Source organism: Fenollaria sporofastidiosus (assembly GCF_943169635.2).
In the GTDB taxonomy this organism is placed as follows: Bacteria; Bacillota; Clostridia; order Tissierellales; family Peptoniphilaceae; genus Fenollaria; species Fenollaria sporofastidiosus.
The window spans coordinates 836,970-858,402 of the sequence record NZ_OW968186.1; the positions used below are offsets into that span (position 1 = coordinate 836,970).

16 protein-coding genes, 18 tRNA genes and 2 rRNA genes are annotated in these 21,433 nt (G+C 39.6%); 35 read left to right on the top strand and 1 reads right to left on the bottom strand.

Annotated elements, in window-relative coordinates:
• Nucleotides 1–99 precede the first annotated feature (99 nt).
• The 27 genes from KO172_RS03995 (at nt 100) to KO172_RS04125 (ending at nt 12,807) form a co-directional block, all read left to right on the top strand.
• Nucleotides 100–2,959 (top strand): 23S ribosomal RNA (locus KO172_RS03995).
• Nucleotides 2,960–2,994: 35 nt separating this feature from the next.
• Nucleotides 2,995–3,111: ribosomal RNA gene (gene rrf / locus KO172_RS04000) — 5S ribosomal RNA — on the top strand.
• A 6-nt stretch (nt 3,112–3,117) separates the two neighbouring features.
• Nucleotides 3,118–3,192, top strand: a tRNA-Asn gene (locus KO172_RS04005).
• Nucleotides 3,193–3,197: 5 nt separating this feature from the next.
• Nucleotides 3,198–3,286, top strand: a tRNA-Leu gene (locus KO172_RS04010).
• Nucleotides 3,287–3,296: 10 nt separating this feature from the next.
• Nucleotides 3,297–3,372 (top strand) — tRNA-Met (locus KO172_RS04015).
• Nucleotides 3,373–3,799: 427 nt separating this feature from the next.
• A tRNA-Glu gene (locus KO172_RS04020) sits at nt 3,800–3,875 on the top strand.
• Nucleotides 3,876–4,002: 127 nt separating this feature from the next.
• Nucleotides 4,003–4,079 (top strand) — tRNA-Met (locus KO172_RS04025).
• Nucleotides 4,080–4,124: 45 nt separating this feature from the next.
• Nucleotides 4,125–4,200, top strand: a tRNA-Val gene (locus tag KO172_RS04030).
• A gap of 5 nt (nt 4,201–4,205) precedes the next feature.
• Nucleotides 4,206–4,283 (top strand) — tRNA-Asp (locus KO172_RS04035).
• Between the two features lie 32 nt (nt 4,284–4,315).
• Nucleotides 4,316–4,391: transfer RNA gene (locus tag KO172_RS04040), tRNA-Thr, on the top strand.
• 16 nt (nt 4,392–4,407) lie between these two features.
• Nucleotides 4,408–4,492: transfer RNA gene (locus KO172_RS04045), tRNA-Tyr, on the top strand.
• 3 nt (nt 4,493–4,495) lie between these two features.
• Nucleotides 4,496–4,569 (top strand) — tRNA-Gly (locus KO172_RS04050).
• Between the two features lie 13 nt (nt 4,570–4,582).
• A tRNA-Arg gene (locus tag KO172_RS04055) sits at nt 4,583–4,659 on the top strand.
• 4 nt (nt 4,660–4,663) lie between these two features.
• Nucleotides 4,664–4,741, top strand: a tRNA-Gln gene (locus KO172_RS04060).
• A 3-nt stretch (nt 4,742–4,744) separates the two neighbouring features.
• Nucleotides 4,745–4,833, top strand: a tRNA-Ser gene (locus KO172_RS04065).
• A gap of 44 nt (nt 4,834–4,877) precedes the next feature.
• Nucleotides 4,878–4,971: transfer RNA gene (locus KO172_RS04070), tRNA-Ser, on the top strand.
• A gap of 5 nt (nt 4,972–4,976) precedes the next feature.
• Nucleotides 4,977–5,053: transfer RNA gene (locus tag KO172_RS04075), tRNA-Ile, on the top strand.
• A 4-nt stretch (nt 5,054–5,057) separates the two neighbouring features.
• Nucleotides 5,058–5,133 (top strand) — tRNA-Trp (locus KO172_RS04080).
• Nucleotides 5,134–5,204: 71 nt separating this feature from the next.
• On the top strand, nt 5,205–6,488 hold the full coding sequence (locus KO172_RS04085) for a triphosphoribosyl-dephospho-CoA synthase (RefSeq protein WP_215492251.1): 1,284 nt from the start codon (nt 5,205–5,207) through the stop codon (nt 6,486–6,488).
• A 40-nt stretch (nt 6,489–6,528) separates the two neighbouring features.
• Nucleotides 6,529–6,960 carry a nucleoside deaminase gene (locus tag KO172_RS04090; protein WP_251320115.1) on the top strand — a complete coding sequence of 144 codons (432 nt, stop codon included), beginning with the start codon at nt 6,529–6,531 and terminating at the stop codon, nt 6,958–6,960.
• Nucleotides 6,961–7,050: transfer RNA gene (locus tag KO172_RS04095), tRNA-Ser, on the top strand. It begins immediately after the preceding gene.
• Between the two features lie 16 nt (nt 7,051–7,066).
• Nucleotides 7,067–7,143, top strand: a tRNA-Arg gene (locus KO172_RS04100).
• A 33-nt stretch (nt 7,144–7,176) separates the two neighbouring features.
• A complete protein-coding gene (locus KO172_RS04105; RefSeq protein WP_215492252.1) occupies nt 7,177–8,328 on the top strand; it encodes a peptidoglycan DD-metalloendopeptidase family protein in 1,152 nt (383 codons plus the stop codon).
• Between the two features lies 1 nt (nt 8,329).
• Nucleotides 8,330–9,610 carry an alpha/beta hydrolase family protein gene (locus tag KO172_RS04110; protein WP_215492253.1) on the top strand — a complete coding sequence of 427 codons (1,281 nt, stop codon included), beginning with the start codon at nt 8,330–8,332 and terminating at the stop codon, nt 9,608–9,610.
• 48 nt (nt 9,611–9,658) lie between these two features.
• A complete protein-coding gene (locus KO172_RS04115; protein ID WP_215492254.1) occupies nt 9,659–9,832 on the top strand; it encodes a hypothetical protein in 174 nt (57 codons plus the stop codon).
• Nucleotides 9,833–9,918: 86 nt separating this feature from the next.
• Nucleotides 9,919–11,577: an ABC transporter substrate-binding protein gene (locus KO172_RS04120; protein WP_215492255.1), complete on the top strand. Its 1,659-nt coding sequence runs from the start codon at nt 9,919–9,921 to the stop codon at nt 11,575–11,577.
• 102 nt (nt 11,578–11,679) lie between these two features.
• On the top strand, nt 11,680–12,807 hold the full coding sequence (locus tag KO172_RS04125) for a YcjF family protein (RefSeq protein WP_215492256.1): 1,128 nt from the start codon (nt 11,680–11,682) through the stop codon (nt 12,805–12,807).
• Between the two features lie 55 nt (nt 12,808–12,862).
• On the opposite strand, the gene KO172_RS04130 is transcribed toward KO172_RS04125, so the two are convergent.
• Entirely contained in the window at nt 12,863–14,140 is a 1,278-nt protein-coding gene (locus KO172_RS04130) for an ArsB/NhaD family transporter (RefSeq protein WP_215492257.1), read from the bottom strand.
• Nucleotides 14,141–14,266: 126 nt separating this feature from the next.
• Here KO172_RS04130 and mnmH point away from each other — a divergent pair, with 126 nt between their 5' ends.
• The 8 genes from mnmH (at nt 14,267) to purB (ending at nt 21,431) form a co-directional block, all read left to right on the top strand.
• Nucleotides 14,267–15,283 (top strand): tRNA 2-selenouridine(34) synthase MnmH, encoded by a 1,017-nt coding sequence (gene mnmH, locus KO172_RS04135; protein WP_215492258.1) that lies wholly within the window; start codon nt 14,267–14,269, stop codon nt 15,281–15,283.
• A 51-nt stretch (nt 15,284–15,334) separates the two neighbouring features.
• The gene (locus tag KO172_RS04140; RefSeq protein ID WP_215492259.1) at nt 15,335–15,877 is read left to right on the top strand and encodes a DUF1836 domain-containing protein; all 543 of its coding nucleotides are present in this window, start codon (nt 15,335–15,337) and stop codon (nt 15,875–15,877) included.
• Nucleotides 15,874–16,725: a DegV family protein gene (locus tag KO172_RS04145; protein ID WP_215492260.1), complete on the top strand. Its 852-nt coding sequence runs from the start codon at nt 15,874–15,876 to the stop codon at nt 16,723–16,725. Before KO172_RS04140 ends, KO172_RS04145 begins: the two co-directional genes overlap by 4 nt.
• A 135-nt stretch (nt 16,726–16,860) precedes the next feature.
• Nucleotides 16,861–17,376: a hypothetical protein gene (locus KO172_RS04150; RefSeq protein ID WP_215492261.1), complete on the top strand. Its 516-nt coding sequence runs from the start codon at nt 16,861–16,863 to the stop codon at nt 17,374–17,376.
• 17 nt (nt 17,377–17,393) lie between these two features.
• Nucleotides 17,394–17,786: a hypothetical protein gene (locus KO172_RS04155; protein ID WP_215492262.1), complete on the top strand. Its 393-nt coding sequence runs from the start codon at nt 17,394–17,396 to the stop codon at nt 17,784–17,786.
• A gap of 123 nt (nt 17,787–17,909) precedes the next feature.
• Complete coding sequence (purC, locus tag KO172_RS04160) at nt 17,910–18,620, top strand: phosphoribosylaminoimidazolesuccinocarboxamide synthase (RefSeq protein WP_215492263.1); 711 nt, start codon at nt 17,910–17,912, stop codon at nt 18,618–18,620.
• The gene (gene purF / locus KO172_RS04165) at nt 18,620–20,008 is read left to right on the top strand and encodes an amidophosphoribosyltransferase (protein ID WP_215492264.1); all 1,389 of its coding nucleotides are present in this window, start codon (nt 18,620–18,622) and stop codon (nt 20,006–20,008) included. Before purC ends, purF begins: the two co-directional genes overlap by 1 nt.
• Complete coding sequence (gene purB / locus KO172_RS04170) at nt 19,995–21,431, top strand: adenylosuccinate lyase (RefSeq protein WP_215492265.1); 1,437 nt, start codon at nt 19,995–19,997, stop codon at nt 21,429–21,431. Before purF ends, purB begins: the two co-directional genes overlap by 14 nt.
• The last annotated feature ends 2 nt before the right edge of the window (nt 21,432–21,433 follow it).

Below are 21,433 nucleotides of genomic sequence, written 5' to 3' on the forward strand. Positions count from 1 at the left end.
CTTAATAACCATAATCAAATGAAAACGAAACGACATTTATAAAGAAAATAAATACAGTAAATTTTAACAATAAGCGTTAAAGGATTTTTAAAAAAATTAGGTCAAGTTACTAAGAGCGCAGGGCGGATGCCTTGGCACCAAGAGGCGAAGAAGGACGTAGAAAGCTGCGAAAAGCTCCCTAGATCTGCAAACAAGAAACGAAAGGGAGATATCCGAATGGGGCAACCCACTTAAGCAAACCTTAAGTATCTATATATGAATAAAATAGTATATAGAGGCAATACCGGGAGAACTGAAACATCTAAGTACCCCGAGGAAAAGAAAGAAACATCGATTTTCAAAGTAGCGGCGAGCGAAATGGAAAGAGCCCGCTTAAAGAAATACTAAAACAATATCCGAATGATCTTGGAAAAATCATCCATAGAAAGTGAAAGACTTGTAAGAGAAGATATTAGCATTTCAATAAGCTTAACGAGTACCACAAGGCACGAGAAACCTGGTGGGAACATGGGAGGACCACCTCCCAAGGCTAAATACTACTTGGTGACCGATAGAGAACAGTACCGTGAGGGAAAGGTAAAAAGAACCCCGAAAGGGGAGTGAAATAGAACCTGAAACCCTGCGTTTACAAGCAAAGAAAGCACGTGAAAAGTGCAATCTTGTACTTTTTGTAGAACGGGCCAGCGAGTTACTTTTGTAAGCAAGGTTAAGAAGTTAAGCTTCGAAGCCGAAGAGAAATCAAGTCTTAATAGGGCGGTTTAGTTTACAGGAGTAGACCCGAAACCAGGTGACCTATCCATGAGCAGAGTGAAGTTAAAGTAAAATTTAATGGAGGCTCGAACCGGGTGTGGTTTAAAACACATCGGATGACTTGTGGATAGGGGTGAAAAGCCAATCGAACCTGGAGATAGCTGGTTCTCCTCGAAATAGCTTTAGGGCTAGCCTTTAGGATGTTTAATGGAGGTAGAGCTACTGACTGGTTGCGGGGTGTTTGTACATTACCAAAACCTATCAAACTCCGAATGCCAAGAAAACAAACCTAAGGAGTCAGACATAGTGGGATAAGCTTCTATGTCAAAAGGGAAAGAGCCCAGACCATCAGCTAAGGTCCCCAAATACCGATTAAGTGGTAAAGGATGTGAAGTTACCCAAACAACTAGGATGTTGGCTTAGAAGCAGCCATACATTTAAAGAGTGCGTAATAGCTCACTAGTCGAGTGACCTTGCGCCGAAGATTTCCGGGGCTAAATCGGATACCGAAGCTGTGGACTCAACTTGAGTGGTAGAGGAGCATTGTGTAATAGGCTGAAGCAGTATCGAAAGGCGCTGTGGACGAAACACAAGAGAGAATGCTGGCATAAGTAGCGAGAAGGAGTGTGAGAATCACTCCCGTCGAAAACCTAAGGATTCCTGAGCAAGGCTCGTCCCCTCAGGGTAAGTCGGGACCTAAGGCCAGGCCTAAAGGCGTAGCCGATGGACAACTAGTAAAAATTCTAGTACTATCAAATATCGTATAAATGAAGCGGGGACACAGAAGGATAAGCTAAGCGTACCAGATGGAAGAGTACGCTCAAATAAAAAGGCATGCCAGGACTAATAACCAGGCTAAGCTGATTTATGATGAGGATCGAAACAAAGTAGAGAAGTAGCCGATTTCACACTGTCAAGAAAAGCCGCTAAATAGATAAATGATACCCGTACCGTAAACCGACACAGGTAGGAAAGGAGAGAATCCTAAGACGCGCGGAAGAACCTTTGTTAAGGAACTCGGCAAAATGACCCCGTAAGTTAGCGAGAAGGGGAGCCAGAGCGATCTGGCCGCAGTGAATAGGCCCAAGCGACTGTTTACCAAAAACACAAGTTTCTGCTAAGTCGAAAGACGACGTATAGGAGCTGACACCTGCCCGGTGCTGGAAGGTTAAGGGGAAATGTTAGCGTAAGCGAAGCATAGAACTTAAGCCCCAGTAAACGGCGGCCGTAACTATAACGGTCCTAAGGTAGCGAAATTCCTTGTCGGGTAAGTTCCGACCCGCACGAAAGGTGTAACGATTTGGGCACTGTCTCAACAAAGGATCCGGTGAAATTGAAGTAATGGTAAAGATGCCATTTACCCGCGACAGGACGGAAAGACCCCATGGAGCTTTACTGTAGGCTGACATTGGATTTCGGTAGTACATGTACAGAATAGGTGGGAGGCAAAGATCCTGGTACGCCAGTATCAGAGGAGCCGAAAAGTGGGATACCACTCCTGTAGTGCTGGAATTCTAACCTTGAGCCGTAAACCGGTTTAGGGACACTGTCAGTTGGGCAGTTTGACTGGGGCGGTCGCCTCCCAAACAGTAACGGAGGCGTTCAAAGGTTCCCTCAGCACGGACGGAAATCGTGCAAAGAGTACAAAGGCAGAAGGGAGCTTAACTGCGAGATAAACAGATCGAGCAGATGAGAAATCAGGACTTAGTGATCCGGTGGTACCACGTGGAAGGGCCATCGCTCAACGGATAAAAGCTACCCTGGGGATAACAGGCTTATCTCCCCCAAGAGTTCATATCGACGGGGAGGTTTGGCACCTCGATGTCGGCTCGTCTCATCCTGGGGCTGAAGTAGGTCCCAAGGGTTGGGCTGTTCGCCCATTAAAGAGGCACGCGAGCTGGGTTCAGAACGTCGCGAGACAGTTCGGTCCCTATCCGTCGTGGGCGTAGGAAATTTGAAAGGAGCTGTCCTTAGTACGAGAGGACCGGGATGGACAAACCAATGGTTTATGAGTTGTAACGCCAGTTGCATAGCTCAGTAGCTACGTTTGGAAAGGATAAGAGCTGAAAGCATCTAAGCACGAAGCCCCCCTTAAGATAAGATTTCCTTTAAGTAAGACACCTTGAAGACCACAAGGTAGATAGGCAGTAAGTGTAAGAGTAGTAATACTTTGAGCCTAACTGTACTAATATGTCGAAAACTTGATCAAAAGACGCTTGTTGAAGAATTATGGTTATTAAGAAATGTGGCAGCAATAGCAAGAGGGAAACACCCGTTACCATACCGAACACGGAAGTTAAGGCTCTTAACGCTGAAGGTACTTGGTTGGAGACGACCTGGGATAATAGGTAGCCGCCACTTAAATAAGCTTGTGTAGCTCAATGGCAGAGCAACCGGCTGTTAACCGGTAGGTTGTAAGTTCGAGTCTTACCACAAGCGCCAAACAAGCCGGGGTGGCGGAACTGGCAGACGCACAGGACTTAAAATCCTGCGACCCCTAAAGGTCGTATCGGTTCGATTCCGATCCTCGGCACCATAAAAGACATCGCGGGATGGAGCAGCTGGCAGCTCGTCGGGCTCATAACCCGAAGGTCGCAGGTTCAAATCCTGCTCCCGCAACCATAAAAGTTACGGAAGAGATCCAATAAACAAATAGATATCAATAAGACGGTTCAGCAGACTGTTTCAGACCAATCGAACAAACTACGTTGTTCTCTTGGGAAACAGGTTGCACTTGACCTACTAAAGTTCGCCCTAGCGTGCTCACTAAGTTAGGTCAATGAAATCCTGCTCCCGCAACCATAAGATTACGGGTATAGATGAAGTCCTTAAATAGACTATCAAAAGACGGTTCAGCAGACGTTTTTTACCAATCGAGCATCGCAAAGCTTGCTCTCTTGGAAAAACGGTTGCACTTGACCTACTAAAGTTAATTACGGCTGACGCCTAATTCACTAAGTTAGGTCAATGAAATCCTGCTCCCGCAACCATAAAAGTTACGGAAGAGACCTTTATATATAATTTAATAAAAATATTAATAAGTAAATATGGCCCTATGGTCAAGCGGTTCAAGACACCGCCCTTTCACGGCGGTTACCCGGGTTCGAATCCCGGTAGGGTCACCATTTTTATTCCAAAACAAGAAAAGAATTTATTAATTTTATATTGACAAATTCTTTAAAATGTATTAATATAGAAGTGTAGTCACTTAGGAGAGTAATGTAAGCTACTTTGTTGATTACAGTCTGTTATGGCGGAGTAGCTCAGTTGGCTAGAGCATTCGGTTCATACCCGAAGTGTCAGGAGTTCAAATCTCTTCTCCGCTACCAAGTTCTTTTTAGAACTAAAAGTTAATAGATTTATAATTCATGCATGGACGATTAGCTCAGCTGGGAGAGCATCTGCCTTACAAGCAGGGGGTCATAGGTTCGAGCCCTATATCGTCCACCATGCATGGCCCGGTAGTTCAGTTGGTTTAGAATGCTAGCCTGTCACGCTAGAGGTCGTGGGTTCGAGCCCCATCCGGGTCGCCATAAAAGATTAGGCGAAATTTATCGCCTAAGTTGCCGGCGTAGCTCAATTGGTAGAGCAACTGACTTGTAATCAGTAGGTTAGGGGTTCAAGTCCTCCCGCCGGCTCCATATCTTTTAGCATTTAGGAAGAGTACCCAAGTGGCTAAAGGGGGCGGACTGTAAATCCGTTAGCTAAGCTTTCAGTGGTTCAAATCCACTCTCTTCCACCATATGCGGGTGTAGCTCAGTGGTAGAGCCCCAGCCTTCCAAGCTGGTTGCGAGGGTCCGATTCCCTTCACCCGCTCCATAATTCAATATATGCGACTATAGCTCAGCTGGATAGAGCAACGGACTTCTAATCCGTGTGCCGGGGGTTCGACTCCTCCTAGTCGCGCCATTGTTGGGATGTAGCCAAGTCGGTAAGGCACCAGACTTTGACTCTGGCATTTTCGTAGGTTCGAGTCCTACCATCCCAGCCATGCGGAGAGGTATCGAAGCGGTCATAACGAGGCGGTCTTGAAAACCGTTTGGGTGCAAGCCCACGTGGGTTCGAATCCCACTCTCTCCGCCATTTTTTTTATTTAAAATGGTAATGACCATAATTTAATAACTATTGGAGAAGTACTCAAGTGGCTGAAGAGGCTCCCCTGCTAAGGGAGTAGGTCCTAATTTACGGGGCGCGAGGGTTCAAATCCCTCCTTCTCCGCCATATGTGGACCTTTAGCTCAGTTGGTTAGAGCGTCCGGCTCATAACCGGCAGGTCCGGGGTTCGAGTCCCTGAAGGTCCACCATTTTAGGGGTTTAGCTCAGCTGGTAGAGCAACGGTCTCCAAAACCGTGTGCCGAGGGTTCGAAACCTTCAACCCCTGCCATAAGCCTTTTATAGGCTTATTTTTTTAGCTTTTTATTCTTTGTATATATCATTTAGAATGGATGTGTTTCTATGAAGGCACGCGCTTTTTTTGAAACAATTGAAGAGATATTTTTGCAGTCTTTAAAAGATGAACTTAATCTAACACCTAAGCCTGGCTGTGTTGATGGACATGATAGTGGTCCGCACGCAGACATGGATTATGATGTGTTTTTAAGTAGTATTTCATCTCTTAAGGGCTATTTTTTTGAAATAATGATGATTTCGAACACGCCTAAGAGCTTTGCTGATACCTTTGAGGCTATTAGGCCTATTGGTATGATCTATGAGAGGAAGATGTATGAGGCTACATCTGGGATTAACACGCACAAAGGTGCGATCTTCACTCTTGGTGTGATTGCCTGTGCTATCGGGAAAATTTATTATGATAACAAATACCTTACTATTGACTTGATTAGTGAGTATGTTAAGAAGCTTTGCGCTAATATTTTTGACGATTTTAGCAAAGAAGAAATGCAAAAGACGAATGGCATGCGCATATACAAAAAGAATGCTAAGCACTCTGGCATAAGGTATGAAGCGAAGAATGGCTTTAAGACGGCTCTTGATGCTTATGACTTTTATAAGGAAGTGAAGGATTTCTTAAGGACTTTTGTTTATATAGTAGCAACTCTTGATGATACAACGACTATTAATAGAGTAGGTGAGTCTGGTCTTAATTTCTCAAAAGCTTATGCAAAGAATGTTTTAAATAGTAAAAATTTTTCTGAAGATATCATTGCTATGGATAAGCTATACACACAGAAGAATATTTCAACTGGTGGCTGCGCTGATACTATAGAGCTTGTTTACTTTTTTAAGCGTATTGATGATTTTATGGTATCTTTTATGAAGGATTTTTTAAGGGCGAAGGAAGCTAGATGGAAGATCATTACTGATGCAATTGAAAGCTACAAGATGCCAATAATTACTCTTAACTTAAATATCAAAGGTATGCATAAGGACAAGTATGAGTTCGCTCCTTTATATAGTAAGGCAAAAACGCTTTTAGCTTCTTACGACTTAGTGTATGAGGATAGTGATGCGTTCACAGCTGCATACTTAGCGAAGTCTGATGCAATTACTGAGAAGAAGAAATTTGTGAGCTTAGAAGAGTCTTATGAGTACATGCGCTTTGTTGATATCGATGTGATTGATAGATCTTTTGCGCCTATATCAAGATCTCAGCTTGACCTTCCTAAGAGGACCTGTATAGTATGTGGGGAAGATAGGTTTACATGCATGCGTGAGGCAAGGCACACTCAAGAGGAGTTTAATGCTCAGTTAGACGATGCTTTATTAAATCTTGACAAATAATAGAGTTTACTATATAATATTAACTATGGAAAAAAGGTTTATGAACATGGCAATCAGAGAGGCGATAAAGGCTTATAGGCTTGGTGAGGTTCCTGTAGGTGCTGTCATTGTGAAAGATGGCGAGGTAATTTCAAAAGCCTACAATGAAAGCATTACTTCGACTGATGCGTCTGCTCATGCGGAGATGCTTGCTATAAGACGGGCGTGCGAGAAGCTCAAGAACTACAGACTCACAGGCTGCGACATATACGTAACGCTTGAACCTTGTATGATGTGCCTGGGTGCGATTTTAGAAGCACGCATAAAAAACTTATATATAGGTCTTCTTGATTACAAGAAGGGCTCTTGTATTAGCAAAATGCAGCTTCACAACTCATCTCTTAGCTATCATAAGCTAAATGTAGTATATAGTGAAAGCAAGATTTATAAATTCCTTTTACAAAACTTTTTCAAGACCTTAAGAAACAAATAGGGAGTGGTATCGAAGAGGTCATAACGGGGCGCACTCGAAATGCGTTAGGGGCCATGCTCCACGTGGGTTCGAATCCCACCCACTCCGCCAATACAATATTTTACGTGCACTAGTAGCTCAGTTGGATAGAGCAGCGCCCTCCTAAGGCGTGTGCCGGGGGTTCGATTCCTCTCTAGTGCGCCATTTCTTTTTACATATAAGGAGGTTTTTGACAGCGTGAGTTTTAAGTTAAAAAAGCTTGGTGTTGTGGCAGGTCTAGCAGTTTTAGCCCTTGCACTTACTTTGCTTTTCGTATATAAGAATTATTTCTCTAAGGTGGAAGTTTTTTCTTCTGGAGAGTCCTTAGGTGTTTATGCAAGTGTGCATAATTTTAATGAAGCTATTGATAAATATAAATCAAAATATGAAGATAGATATGATGTAGATTTAAAAAAGGCTAAATATGAGTTCAAAAGAAGCGATGAAGAGCCGAAGAATACTATATCTGAGTGTGCTTTTAATATTGATGCTTGTGCCATCGAAAAGGATGGTAAGTCACTTTATGCGCTTAAAAATGAAGATGCGGCGAATGAATTTTTACAATCTCTTGAAAATCATTACTACAGTGACAATACTATGAGCGTAGAAATTAAGGATGATGTAAAAATTTCTAAGTTAACTATGCCTTTAAGCGAGATTAAAACTGTAAAAGAAGCGCTTAAAGAGGTTGTAGAGAACAATAAACTAAAGAATGACAAGGCCATAAACGTGCTTTTGACAAAGAAGGAAAGCACTGAAGAGGTTATCACTATGCCTGTTGAGAGCCAAGAAGATCCATCTCTTCCAAGAGGCGAAACTGTGCTTTCTATGGACGGTGAGGAAGGCCTTAAAGATGTTAAGAGCATCGCATATTACGAGAACGACGAGCTTATTAGCAAGGTTGTTTTAGAGGAAAATGTTAAGAAAAAGGCTGCTCCAAAGCTTGTGCTTGTTGGAACTAGAAAGGCTTTGGCTGACGGCAGCTTTATAAAACCTACCAGAGGTGGTTATTCCTCAGGTTTTGGTAGCAGATGGGGCAGAATGCATCAAGGTGTTGACATAGATGCTGATTATGGTGATGACGTATTTGCTGCAGATGGCGGAGTTGTAAGCTACGCAGGTACTCTTGGTACTTATGGCAAGCTTGTTGAGATAGACCACCAAAACGGTTACAAGACAAGATATGCGCACTTAAGCAGTATAAATGTTTCAAAGGGAGATACTCTTACTAAAGGTGAGTTTATAGGCAAGGTAGGAGCGACTGGCAGAGTAACTGGACCGCATCTACACTTTGAAGTTATTGTTAACGGCAAGGCTCAAGACCCAATGAATTACTTAAGAGGATATTAAAATGAAACGCAAAGTACTAGTACTTTTGCTAATAGTTATGTCGCTTAGCTTAATTTCATGTGCAAAGAAGATAGATGATACAAAAGCAAAAGACATTGCCGAATCTTGCATGCAATCTCTAAGAGACTCAGATGGCAAGGCACTTTTCAAAGCAGCAAAGCTTGAAGGTCAAAAGCAAATTACGGAAGAAGATTACCAAAGGTCTTTGGATCTTACTATGCAAAAACTTGGAAAATTCATAAAATCAAATACAGAAGACTTTATATATAAGGATGATAGATTCATATTAACTAGCTATGATGAGTTTGAGTATAGAGACGCTACATCCATTATCGAGCTAGACAAAGCTGGGACTATGGTCAACTCTTACTTCGTGCTTACTAATCCAAAATGTGAAGTAAACGATGACTTTGAAGAAAAGCCATTTACACTGAACAATGGTACAGCAAAGATGTATGGCATCATATGCAAACCTAAGAATCCAAGCACTAAGGCGATAGTTGTGATGCTGCAAGGCTCAGGTCCTCAAGATATGGATGAGACCATAGGTCTAGCAGGCAACAAGCCATTCAAAGATATTGCACATGGTCTTGCAAAGCTTGGCATAGCAACACTTAGATATGACAAAAGATATGTAAACAATGCAGCTGTTGATTATACTATAGATGAAGAGATTATCTCCGATGCAAAAAAAGTTATAGATGGACTAAAGGAAGACAAAGAATATGATGAAGTATACCTTCTAGGTCACTCGCTTGGTGCCATGGTAGCACCAAAGATTGCAAGAGAAGAAGGACTTAAGAAGGTAGCAATGCTTTCTGCTTCAACTATGAAGTTTACAGACATCATCTACAATCAGCAGCTTGAGTATCTTAACTCGGGTGCGGTAGGTCAAGCAGCTGCAGAATTTCAAAAGAAGGAGCTTGACAAGATCAAAAAGCAAATTGATGAGATGACTGAGAAGACTAAGGGTAATTTCTTTAGTATGCCTGCTTCATATGTGTACTCAGTTAACCAAGTTAGTCCCGTAGAAGACATAAAAGCAGCTGAATTTGATGTATTTATAGCACACGGCTCAAAAGACTTCCAAGTGAAGAAAGATGAGCTTGATAAGTTTGAAAAAGCTTTGAATGGTAGAGAGCATGTTATATACAAATTATACGAAGGACTTAATCACATGATGATGCCAGAGGACTCAGACAAATTCTCTATGGATATATATGATAAGCCAAACAATGTAAGTGACGACGTAATTAATGATTTAGCAGAATTTTTTATATAGACAGATTGGCGAATAGTGATATTCGCCTTTTTTCTTAAGGAGATGTATATGTTAAGAGGGATTGCATTTGCACTAATATTTATAGGTGTATCCATGCAGCTTCCAAGCAAAGTAGAATCATATAAGAAATATAAGAGCATAGACAATTTACTAGAGATGCTTGCTTATCTATTAATAGCACTAGGCTCATTCCTACTTGCGCTTGGATACATCTTTGGATAAATATTATATACGCAAGAGGTAAACTAGATATTCAGCTAGGACAAGGAGCTAGCTTTATATAAATATAATTTTTATAGGAGGATTTTATGAAATTCAAAAGACTAATGGCTCTAATGCTTGCATTAATAGTGTTCTGTGCATTTGCTATAGGCTGCTCTAAGCCAGCTAGCGATGCAGGAAAAACTAATGAAGAAGAAAAAGTAGCCGATGAAACAAATGAAGCTGAGGCTACAGAAGAGCCAGCAGCTGAAGAGGACGACGGTCCTGTACAAGAAGGAGGAATTTTAACTTCATATACGTTTATGATGCCAGAGGTATTTGGTTTGTTTGCTAACGATTTTAACTACGGAGCAAGAGATGTATGTCCAAACGTATTCAATAAACTTGTAAAGATGAATGCTAACTATGAAATTATTCCAGATTTAGCTGAAAGCTACGAGTACAAAGACGATGGCAAGACTATAGTCTTCCACCTACGTGACAATGTTAAGTGGCACGATGGTGTAGACTTTACTGCTGATGACGTAAAATTTACTTTTGACATGTACAAGTCTGGACAAACTGTATTGGGCGATTTCTTTTATTACCTTGAAGCAGTTAATGTTATAGACAATAAAACTGTTGAATTAAAATTTAAAGAAGCAGGAGCTAATATCTTATCTTTCTATGCATCTTATGACGTTTATATCATGCCTAAGCATATATATGAGGGCTCAAATGTAGCACAAAACCCTGCAAACAAAGCGCCTATAGGCACAGGTCCATTCAAGTTTGTAGAAAAGACTGAAAGTGCTATCACTCTTGAAAAGAACCCTGATTACTTTGGCGAAGGACCATATCTAGATAAACTTATCTTCAAATATTATGAAGATGGAAATGCTATGATACAAGATTGGTCAGATAATAAACTTGATATTACTGGCGCTTTCCCAAAAGACATTGATGAATTAGTTAAGAGTGGCAAGTGCAAATATGTAGAAAATGATTCAACAAACAAAATAGGTCTAATATTCAATACTAAAAATGAAAAGTTCTCTAATCCTAAGCTAAGAGAGGCAATCCTTTATGGACTAGATAGAGAAGAGCTTGCTAAAACTTACCCTGGTGGAAGATTTGTTCCAGCTGAGTACTTTATACCTAACGTTTACAAGTGGGCACTTAATGATGATGCAAAGTTGCCTCAAAGAGATCTAGAAAAAGCTAAGAAGCTTATGGAAGAAGCAGGCTTTACTATGGACAGTGACGGATACTACTTGGAAGCAAGTATGGATACACAGGACAATTCATGCCCTGAAGAATTAGCTAAAGCACTTGAAGCACAATTTAAAGATATGGGTATAAAGCTTAAGATTAATAAACTTGATTGGTCAGCATATAATGACAAAATTATGACTAATAAAAATTTTGAAATGGCTTTCTCATATAGTTATTTAGATCCAGATGTATCATCTATAGGAAATTCATTTAGATCTGATTCATACTCAAACAGCTCTAGCTATGCAAACGAAGAGATGGACAAAGAGCTTGCTCTTGGCTTAAGTAAACTTACTCAAGAAGAAAGAGCACCTCACTACAAGAAAGTTCAAGAGATCTTAAGAAGAGACTTACCAGTTATCTTCCTAATGGATATGCATTCTAAATATCCACTTAAGACATATATCAAGGGCTACCCTGGAGACAAAGTTAAAGACGAAGTTTCTTGGGGAGAATACACGCTAACTTGGATAGATGAAAGCAAGAAATAATATTTAACTTAATAAACACTAAATGAGCGTAAGAGGCAATTTGCTTTTTACGCTTTTTCTTTTCTATTAATAGCTTTTGGGTATAAATACTTAGGTGATTATATGAAAAATATCAATGACAATATCAATCTAGCAGATGAATTATACGATAAAATCGAGAGGGAACTTGGCAAGCTTAAAAAGGTGAAGATACTTGTGCTAGGCAAGACTGGTGCAGGCAAATCGACACTAATCAATGCTTTATTCCGTGAGGATATATTAAGGACGGGAGTTGGCTATCCCATGACCAAAAACATTGTCAAGGTAGAGAAGGACGGTGTGCCTCTTACTTTATACGACACACGCGGACTTGAGCTTGATAACGACTCGCGCCTTGAAGTATACAAGGAAGTAGCAAACTTTGTGAGCGAAATGCTGATGAAGGGTGATGATGAAAAACTGAGTCTCATCTACTTTTGCATCAACGCTCAAGGCCTTAGGATAGAGAAGGAAGAGGAAGAACTTATAAGAACGCTAAGCAAGGAGAATAAAGTCATCATAGTCCTTACAAAATTCTTCTCTGAAGAAGCTAAAGATTTCTACGACTTTATTAAAAATATGAATATGGGTGAGTTTGCGATAGCTCCAGTACTTGCGAAGAACCTTAAGATTAACCGTGACAATGTTATTGTCTCGCATGGACTTGAGGATCTTGTACAGATGAGTATGGACGCACTTGAAGAAGAATACCAAATATCTTTTAACAATGCCCAACATGCAGATTTAAAATTGAAAGCAGAAAAGGCACGCAGTTGGGCGAAGAAATACATTGCCTCAAGTTTTGGAGTTGGTTTCGTTCCAATACCATTCTCCGATGCATCGGTACTGGTGCCTATGGAGCTAACTATGCTTGCTCACATCACAGCCATCTTTGGAGTGCCAGTTAATAAAAAGAGACTCGCTTCACTACTTGCTGGTCTCGGCGGAACTATGGGCGCGACATATCTTGGACGCTTTATAGTAAGTAATGCGCTAAAATTCTTCCTAGGCGCAGGAACTGTGGTCGCTGGTCTCATAAGCGGCGCAACTGCTTCAGCCATCATGGCATCACTTGCCTTTGCCTACATCGAAGTACTGACAGTTCTTCTTAAAAAAGCAAAGTCTGGTGATGAGATTGACGACAAAGAGCTTGAAGAGATGCTAAAGAAGCTCTATAAAGATAATTTAAAGAATCACAAGAAGCTTAAATAAATTAAGACCTTAAGAGTTAACTCCTAAGGTCTTTTACTTTGCTTATATTAAACTATTATCTATATGTGAACCAAACGAGGATGTAGCCGACTAAGACTGCTGTCAAGGTGAACGGCACGCTCATCTTCATAAAGTCTTTGTTCTCAACAGTGTAGCCTGCCTCCTTAAGTATACCAAGCGAAGCAATGTTCGCTGAGGCACCTATTGGTGTGATGTTTCCTCCAAGAGTCGCACCGCTAAGTAGTCCGAAGTAGAAGACTGTCATGTCGAATGGCACGTGAGTTGAGATAACAGAAAGAACTGGAAGCATTGTCGCAACATAAGGAATATTATCCACGAAGGCACTAATTAAAACGCTGCCCCAAACAAGTGCTGTGTATAATAAAAGAGGTCTATCTGCTAGCTTTATGAATAGCTTCGCTATCTCGTCTATAACTCCAGCATTTTCAATACCGGATATAATTATGAAGAGTCCTGCAAGTAGTCCAAGAGTGTTGAAGTCAATCTCGCTTGCAACAGTCTTTATTATGGACTTGTCTTTATGTCTTAATAGGTGATAAATTACACCAAAGACAGCTACGCCAACGCAGATAAGGCCGTTTAGTATGTCAATCTTTTCATCTTGTGGTATAAATGATGCAAAGATTAAAAGAACTATCATTAGTATTACTAAAATTGTTGGCATATAGTCCTTAACCTTTGTTACTTCAATCGCGTCAACCTTGCCTTGCATATCTTTTGTTTGAAAGTAAATAATAGCAGAAGCGATTATTGCCGATATTTGCACTATCCAGAACATACCCATGCGTCCATTATATACGAAGAAGTCGAAGAAAGTCATGTTTAACGCACTTCCTAGGAGTATCGAAGATGTATCGCCGACCAAAGTTGCCGCACCTTGTAAATTTGACGATATGGATATAGCTATAATCATTTTTACTGGTGATATCTTTAGTTTTTTCGCTAAGCTCATCGCAACTGGAGCTATCATAAGTACTGTAGCAACATTATCAATAAAGGCTGAGACGAAGCCAGCAAACATTGATAAGAAAAGTATGATGAGCCTTATGTCCTTAACCTTGTTTATGATTAGGTCTGCAAGTCTCGTTGGCATTAAACTTTCTGAGAAAAGCGAGACAAGCATCATAGTTCCACCTATCATTAAGAGCACGTTGAAATCAATTGCGCCCCAAACTGTGTTTATTGGAACTATGTTTAAAATTATAAAAACAAGCGCACTTATGCCGACAACTAGTGGTCTATGATTAACGAATTTAATCATAAATATGTATGTTATAATGAAAAGTGCAGCTGCGAGTATGAGTCTGTCCATATTGTCCTCCTTATATATTAGTCTTAACTAAATTATTATATAAAGAATAGTAAAAAAAGTCAAGGCGCGCACAGGCTTATCTTGATTTTTTCTTGCGTATGCTGTATTATGTTTATAGGTGAAATTATGTTAGAAGAGTTAAATTATGAAGATATAGAAAATTTAGATAATATAGTCTTAGTTGATGTAAGGAGCGAAGCTGAGTATAAGAAGGCACATATACCTGGCGCGATAAACATAGCCATACTCAATAATGATGAGAGAAGCGAGGTAGGAACCTTGTATGACAAGGTCTCATATGAACTTGCCAAGGTCAAGGCGGTCGAGTACGCATCGAAGAAGCTTCCTGAGCTTTACAAAAAATATTTAGAGCTTGAGGAGACTTGTGACGAGATCGTTATATACTGCGACAGAGGGGGCTATAGGTCTAGCGTTCTTGAAAAGACTTTTCGTGCGCTTGGTATGCACATCTCTAAGCTTAGTGGCGGCTACAAGGCATATAGAAAGTACATCACACAAAAGCTAGATGAGTATCTTGACAGGATCAAAGTCCTTACTCTATATGGACTTACAGGCACGCACAAGACCTATATACTTAGAAGGCTTAAGGAAGATGGACTTAAGGTTTTGGACCTTGAAAAGTATGCTAATCATAGAGGCTCAATCTTTGGTTCAGTCGGTTTAAGTGAGAAGGTTTCGCAAAAGATGTTCGATTCCTACATCTATGAGGCGATAAAGAAAGACCCTGATGCAACTTATGTAACAGAGGGTGAGTCAAGAAGGATAGGTGACATCGTCTTAGATGAAAAGCTATACACAAAGATGCTTGAGTCGGAAAAGATTTTAGTTGAGGCCTCACTTGATGAGAGAGCAAAAAACATCTGCGAGGACTATTTGCCAAAGGACAACGAAGAAGAACTCCTAAGGACCTTCGAAGAGTTTAAAAAGTTTATAAGCAAGGAGAGGTACGAAAAATACAAGGACATGCTACTAGCTAAGGATTACATTGAACTAATCAAGGATATGATGAAGAGCTACTACGATCCTAAGTACTCCTTCAAGCAATATGAATACATCAAAACCTTTACAGATGCAAGCTATGAAGACATCAGAGATTTTATAAAAAAGCGCTTGACATATTAATCTAGTTATGCTAAACTATGGATGTAGTATTAAATACTAAGTGGAGGCAATATGAAAGTTAAAATATTAAATGGTCTTAGCGAGTTAAAGCTTCCAAGATACAAGGACTTGCCTGACTTTGGTATATATTCAGAGCAGCTAGTCGAGATAGTAAACAAAGCTTTGGAAGCGATGTTCGATGAGGACAATAAACTAACAAAGTCCATGGTCAATAACTATGTCAAGCACAAGATCATGCCTAGCCCAATCAAGAAGCGCTACTTTCGTAATCACATCGTTTATTGCATAGTGATCACGGTTCTAAAGAACATATTGAGTATAGCCGAGATTGATGATGGCATCTTGCACGAGCTTAAGAAGAGCTCAATCGAAGAGTCGTATAATTACTTTTGCTACAAACTTGAAGACGTGATGAAACTCATCATAGATATCTTGGAAAGGCAAAAAAGTGACGGAGTGAAGATAAGAACATCTATCGACATAGACCTTGACAAGAGGAACGGTTTTACGCTTGCAATTGTTAGCGTTTGCACAAAAGTTATTACACAAAAGCTATTAGAATACGAGCTTTTAAATGCTAAGGAGGACATATGAGTAAAGTAGGAATAATTATAGATACAGCCTGCGACGTACCTAAAGAAGCATATGAAAAATTAAATGTAGCAATGCTGCCACTATGGGTGCACTTTTCAGACAAATCATACAGAGATGTTTTAGATATAGAAAAGGATGAGTTTTATGACTTACTTGATAAGGAGTTTCCTAAGACAAGTACACCATCGCCAGTAGAGATAAAAGATATAGTTGACAAAGAATTTGCAGACGGCGCAGATGAAGTTATAATCATCACATTATCATCAAAGCTTAGCGGTGCCAATAATTTAGCAAATCTTATAGCTATGGACTACGATGGAAAGGTGAAAGTTTTTGATACAAAGAACATCGCCATAGGTGCAGGCTTTTATGCATATAGAGCAGCTAGCCTAAGAGACGAAGGACTTGGTGCAGACGAGATCATCAAGATTATGACAGATGACAGGGACGCTATGAAGTCTAAGACATACTTTGCTATACCAGAACTTACTAACCTTATCAATGGTGGAAGGATAGGCAAGGTTCAAGGTGTTATCGGTCAGTTCTTAAACATCAAACCCATCATCACATGTAACATGGACGGAGTTTACTACGCCATCGACAAGGTAAGGGGTTTTTCTAAGGCACAAAAGAAACTTATAGATAGAATTAAAGAAGAACTAAGCGGTGTGAAGGACTATTACTTAGCAATTTGCCACGGTGCAAATCCTGAAGCATTTAATTTAGTTAAGGAAGCACTTAAAGACGAAGTAGCAAAGGCGAAGGTATATGTTGAAGAACAAATTGCACCGACACTAGCAGTACACACAGGCAGAGGCCTAGTAGGTGTTGCGTATTATAAATTATAGCTATCAAGCTTAGGAGATTATTCTCTTAAGCTTTTTTTAACAATTTTGTAAGATTTAAGTGCTTGTATATAGCTTTGATAAGTTATATAATATACTTAACGATATATCAGACGAAAGCACAAGGAAGGTGGTTTTATGAAACTTAATAAGAAAAATATGTTTTTTGTCTTATGTCTATTAGCATTAAACCTATTATTTATCAGTGCGTGCTCAAATAATATTGCTTCGAAATTTCCAAAAGATGAGGACGGCTATCCAGAGCAAAATTACGCAATGATAGATGGCGAAGTTTATGAGGTAGAAAAGAAAGAAGGTATGTATGGAAAAGATGAAAGTGATAATCCTGATGAAAAGACCATAGACATAGGCACAAATAAAGATGAAGTAGAAGTAGTCTTGCCAGCAGGAAATTGCTGTGACGAGTGGGTCATATCGCCAAAGAATGATGTAGCCGAAAAAACCTTAGTGGAATTTAAAGTTAAGGGCGAATTAAAAGAAGGAGGCCCGTCGACTTGTGTAGACGTATATAAAGTGAAAGTTAATGGCGATGAGACCATAGAGTTTAAAAATGTAAACGTTACGAATGAAGATGAATATGAGGCTAAAAAGGCTTACTTTGTATTAAAAATTAGGGTAAAAAAAGAAAAGTAAATAAGGAGGAATAATAAATGAGTAAAAGTAAAAAAATAATATATGCCATATTAATTATTGTAATAATTTTTGCAGCATATAAATTGATTAATAATAAAAATACAAATAATGAAGAAGTTTTATATCCAGCTATTAACGATGAGCTAATTAGTGAATTGGAAGATGGAAAGAAACCATATCTATTTGACAGTGAAGGTGTTCTTAATGAATATCTAGCTAAAACATATTCAGATAGCAAATTTGAGGTAAAAGATAAAAAAGACAGTGGCAATACCATTATCTATAATATAAACTTAGCTGATAAGGATAAAGATTTTGAATTGACTTTGAAGCAAAAGGAAATTGAAGTGAATAAAGAAAAGTTAAATATATGGGTTGTTACAGATAGTAAAGAAATAACAAAGAAGTAAATAGATTATATAAGGACTTATTGATTAAGTCCTTATATTTTTGCAAAAAAACATTTCATAATGATTGAAAAATGTTTTTCTTAGTGATATAATTAGAATGTAATTTTTAAGGAGGATGACGACATGGAAAAGTTAGAACAAGTATATGAAGGCAAGGCAAAGAAGGTCTTCAAGACTGATGACCCTAAGAAGTTTATTTTGTCTTATAAGGACGATGCTACTGCATTCAACGGTAAGAAGAAAGGTACTATAGTTGGCAAAGGGGTAGTCAACAACAAGATGAGCAACTTCTTCTTCCAAAAATTAGAGAAGGAAGGCATACCAACTATATACATCGAAGAATTAAACGACAGAGACACACTAGTTAAGGCTGTTGAGATAGTTCCACTTGAAGTTATAGTTAGAAACGTAACTGCAGGTAGCTTCTCTAAGAGGATGGGTGTTGAAGAAGGTAAACAGTTACTTCACCCAATAGTTGAGTTCTCATACAAGTCAGATCCACTTGATGACCCATTCATCAACGATGATTATGCAACAGCACTTGGTCTTGCAACAAAAGAAGAAGTAGAAACTATAAAAGACTACGCTAGAAAGGTTAACGAATACCTATGCAAGCACTTCAAATCTGTTGGCATAAGACTAGTTGACTTCAAGTTAGAGTTTGGTAGATACGACGGCAAGATCATCTTGGCTGACGAAATCAGTCCAGATACAATGAGACTATGGGACTACGAAACTAACGAAAAACTTGACAAAGACAGGTTCAGACGTGACCTTGGTAATGTTGAAGATGCATACCACGAAGTCATGAGAAGACTTGGACTAGAAAAGTAATGTTTGATAAAATGCATGAAGAGTGTGGCGTTTTCGGTGCTTATTCACTTAAGCACGAAGACGTCTCTACTCTGATATACTACGGATTATTTGCGTTACAGCACAGAGGCCAAGAGTCTTGCGGTATTGCTGTAACAGACACTTATGGTGCGCAAAATGTTGAAGTTTATAAGAACATGGGCCTTGTTAATGACGTTTTCAACAAGGACAATCTAGCTAAGCTAAACGGCAATCTTGGCGTTGGTCACGTTAGATACTCAACAAGCGGTAACTCCAATGTTGCAAATGCGCAGCCACTAGTTATAAACTACTGGAAAGGCACTTTAGCCATCGCGCACAATGGCAATATTGTCAATCAAAAAGCACTAAAGGATGAACTTTCACAAACAGGAGCCATCTTCCAAACTACTTCTGATTCTGAAATCATTCCTTATCTTATAGCAAGAGCTAGACTTGAATCCAAATCTGTTGAAGAGGCGGTTGCAAAGGCTATGCCTAAGATAGTTGGTGCGTATTCACTTGCAATAGCAAGTCCACAAAAGCTTATAGCTGCAAGAGACCCGAACGGTTTTCATCCACTTTGCATAGGTCAAAAAGAAGATACATACTTTGTGTCGAGCGAGTCATGCGCTCTTGACGCAGTTGGAGCAAAGTTCATAAGAGATGTTGAGCCAGGCGAAGTCGTTGTTATTAATGAAGATGGCATAAAATCTGTCTACAAATACGAAGCTAAAAAATCCATCTGCATCTTTGAATACATCTACTTTGCAAGACCCGACTCAGTTATAGATGGCATCAGCGTTTATGAAGCAAGATTAAACGCAGGTAGGATGCTACACAAGAGATATCCAGTTGATGCAGATGTTGTTGTCGGCGTTCCTGACTCAGGCACACCAGCAGCTTATGGTTACGCACAAGAGTCTAAGATACCATTCTCCATAAGTTTCATCAAGAACAACTATGTCGGCAGAACATTTATTAAGCCTACACAAGATCAAAGATCGACAGGAGTTTCCATAAAGCTAAATATACTTAAGGACGAGGTTAAAGGTAAGAAGATAGTTCTAGTCGACGACTCCATCGTTAGAGGCACAACTATGAAAAACATTGTCAAGGATCTTAAGGAACTTGGTGCAAAGGAAGTTCATGTTAGGATATCCTCGCCACCATTCTTACATCCGTGCTTCTATGGTACTGATGTTCCAACAAACAAAGAGCTAATAGCTTATAAATACACTCAAGACGAGATTAGAGACTACATTGGCTGCGACACACTTGGCTACTTAAAGGTTGAGGACCTTAAGGAGCTTGTAGGTGGCAGGTGTGACTATTGCAACGCTTGCTTTACTGGTAATTATCCAACAGAGGTGGAAGATGGACAAATATAATAAATATATATCGCCGTTCTCAGAAAGATACTCATCTAAAGAGATGCAGTATATATTTTCAGAAGAATATAAATTTAAAACATGGAGAAAGATGTGGATAGCCCTTGCAGAAGCAGAAAAAGAGATGGGTCTAGACATATCAGATGAAGCTATCGAAGAAATGAAGGCAAACAAGGACAATCTTAACATCGAAGTCGCTAAAGAGAGAGAAAAGCTTGTGCGTCACGACGTTATGAGTCATGTCTACGCTTATGGTCTTCAAGCGCCAAAGGCAAAGGCAATCATACACTTAGGAGCAACTAGCTGCTACGTTGGTGATAACACTGACCTTATCACTATGCATGAAGCTCTTAAGCTTATCAGGAAAAAAGTTCTTACAGTTATGAAGAATCTTAGAGACTTTGCCATGAAGTACAAAGACCTTGACACGCTTGGCTACACTCACTACCAAGCAGCTCAACCAACAACTGTTGGCAAGAGAGCATGTCTATGGCTTCAAGACCTTTACATGGACCTAGAAGAGCTAGATAAGTTATTACTAGACTACAAGCTACTTGGTTCAAAAGGAACTACAGGCACACAAGCCTCTTTCATGGAACTTTTTGACAATGACGAAGCAAAAGTAAAGAAAGTTGATGAACTTATAGTGAAAAAACTTGGTTTCGACAAAGTTTTAACTATAAGCGGACAAACATATACAAGGAAGATAGACGCCAAGATACTTAATGTTCTTAGCCTAATCGCTCAAAGTGCATACAAGTTCTCAGGCGACTTAAGACTACTTGCAAATTTAAAAGAAATAGAAGAGCCACTAGAGAAAAATCAAATCGGTTCATCTGCTATGCCATATAAGAGAAATCCTATGCGTGCAGAAAGAATCGCATCAATCTCACGCTACATCATAGTAAACTCACTTAATCCGCAAATAACTGCTGCAACACAATGGTTCGAAAGAACACTTGATGACTCAGCTAACAAGAGGATAGCTGTGAGCGAGGCTTTCCTAGCACTTGATGGAGTACTAGATATATACATCAACGTTAGCGACGGACTCATAGTTTATGAAAATGTTATCAAAAAGCACTTAAACGAAGAGCTTCCATTTATGATAACAGAAAACATACTTATGGAGTGCGTTAAACGTGGTGGCGACAGACAAGCCCTTCATGACAAGATCAGAGTGCACTCAAGAGAAGCACAAAAGAGGATCAAAGAAGAGGGCAAGGACAATAATTTATTAAAGCTAATTTCTGAAGACAAAGACTTTAACTTGACTATGGATGACATAGAAGAGATAAAGGCTGCATCAAAGATTAGCGGTAGAGCATCTTCACAAGTTGAAGAATTTGTAAGTGAAACTATTGACCCGATACTTGAAGAGAACAAGGACAGCATCGGTATCAAAGTTGAACTAAATGTTTAGGA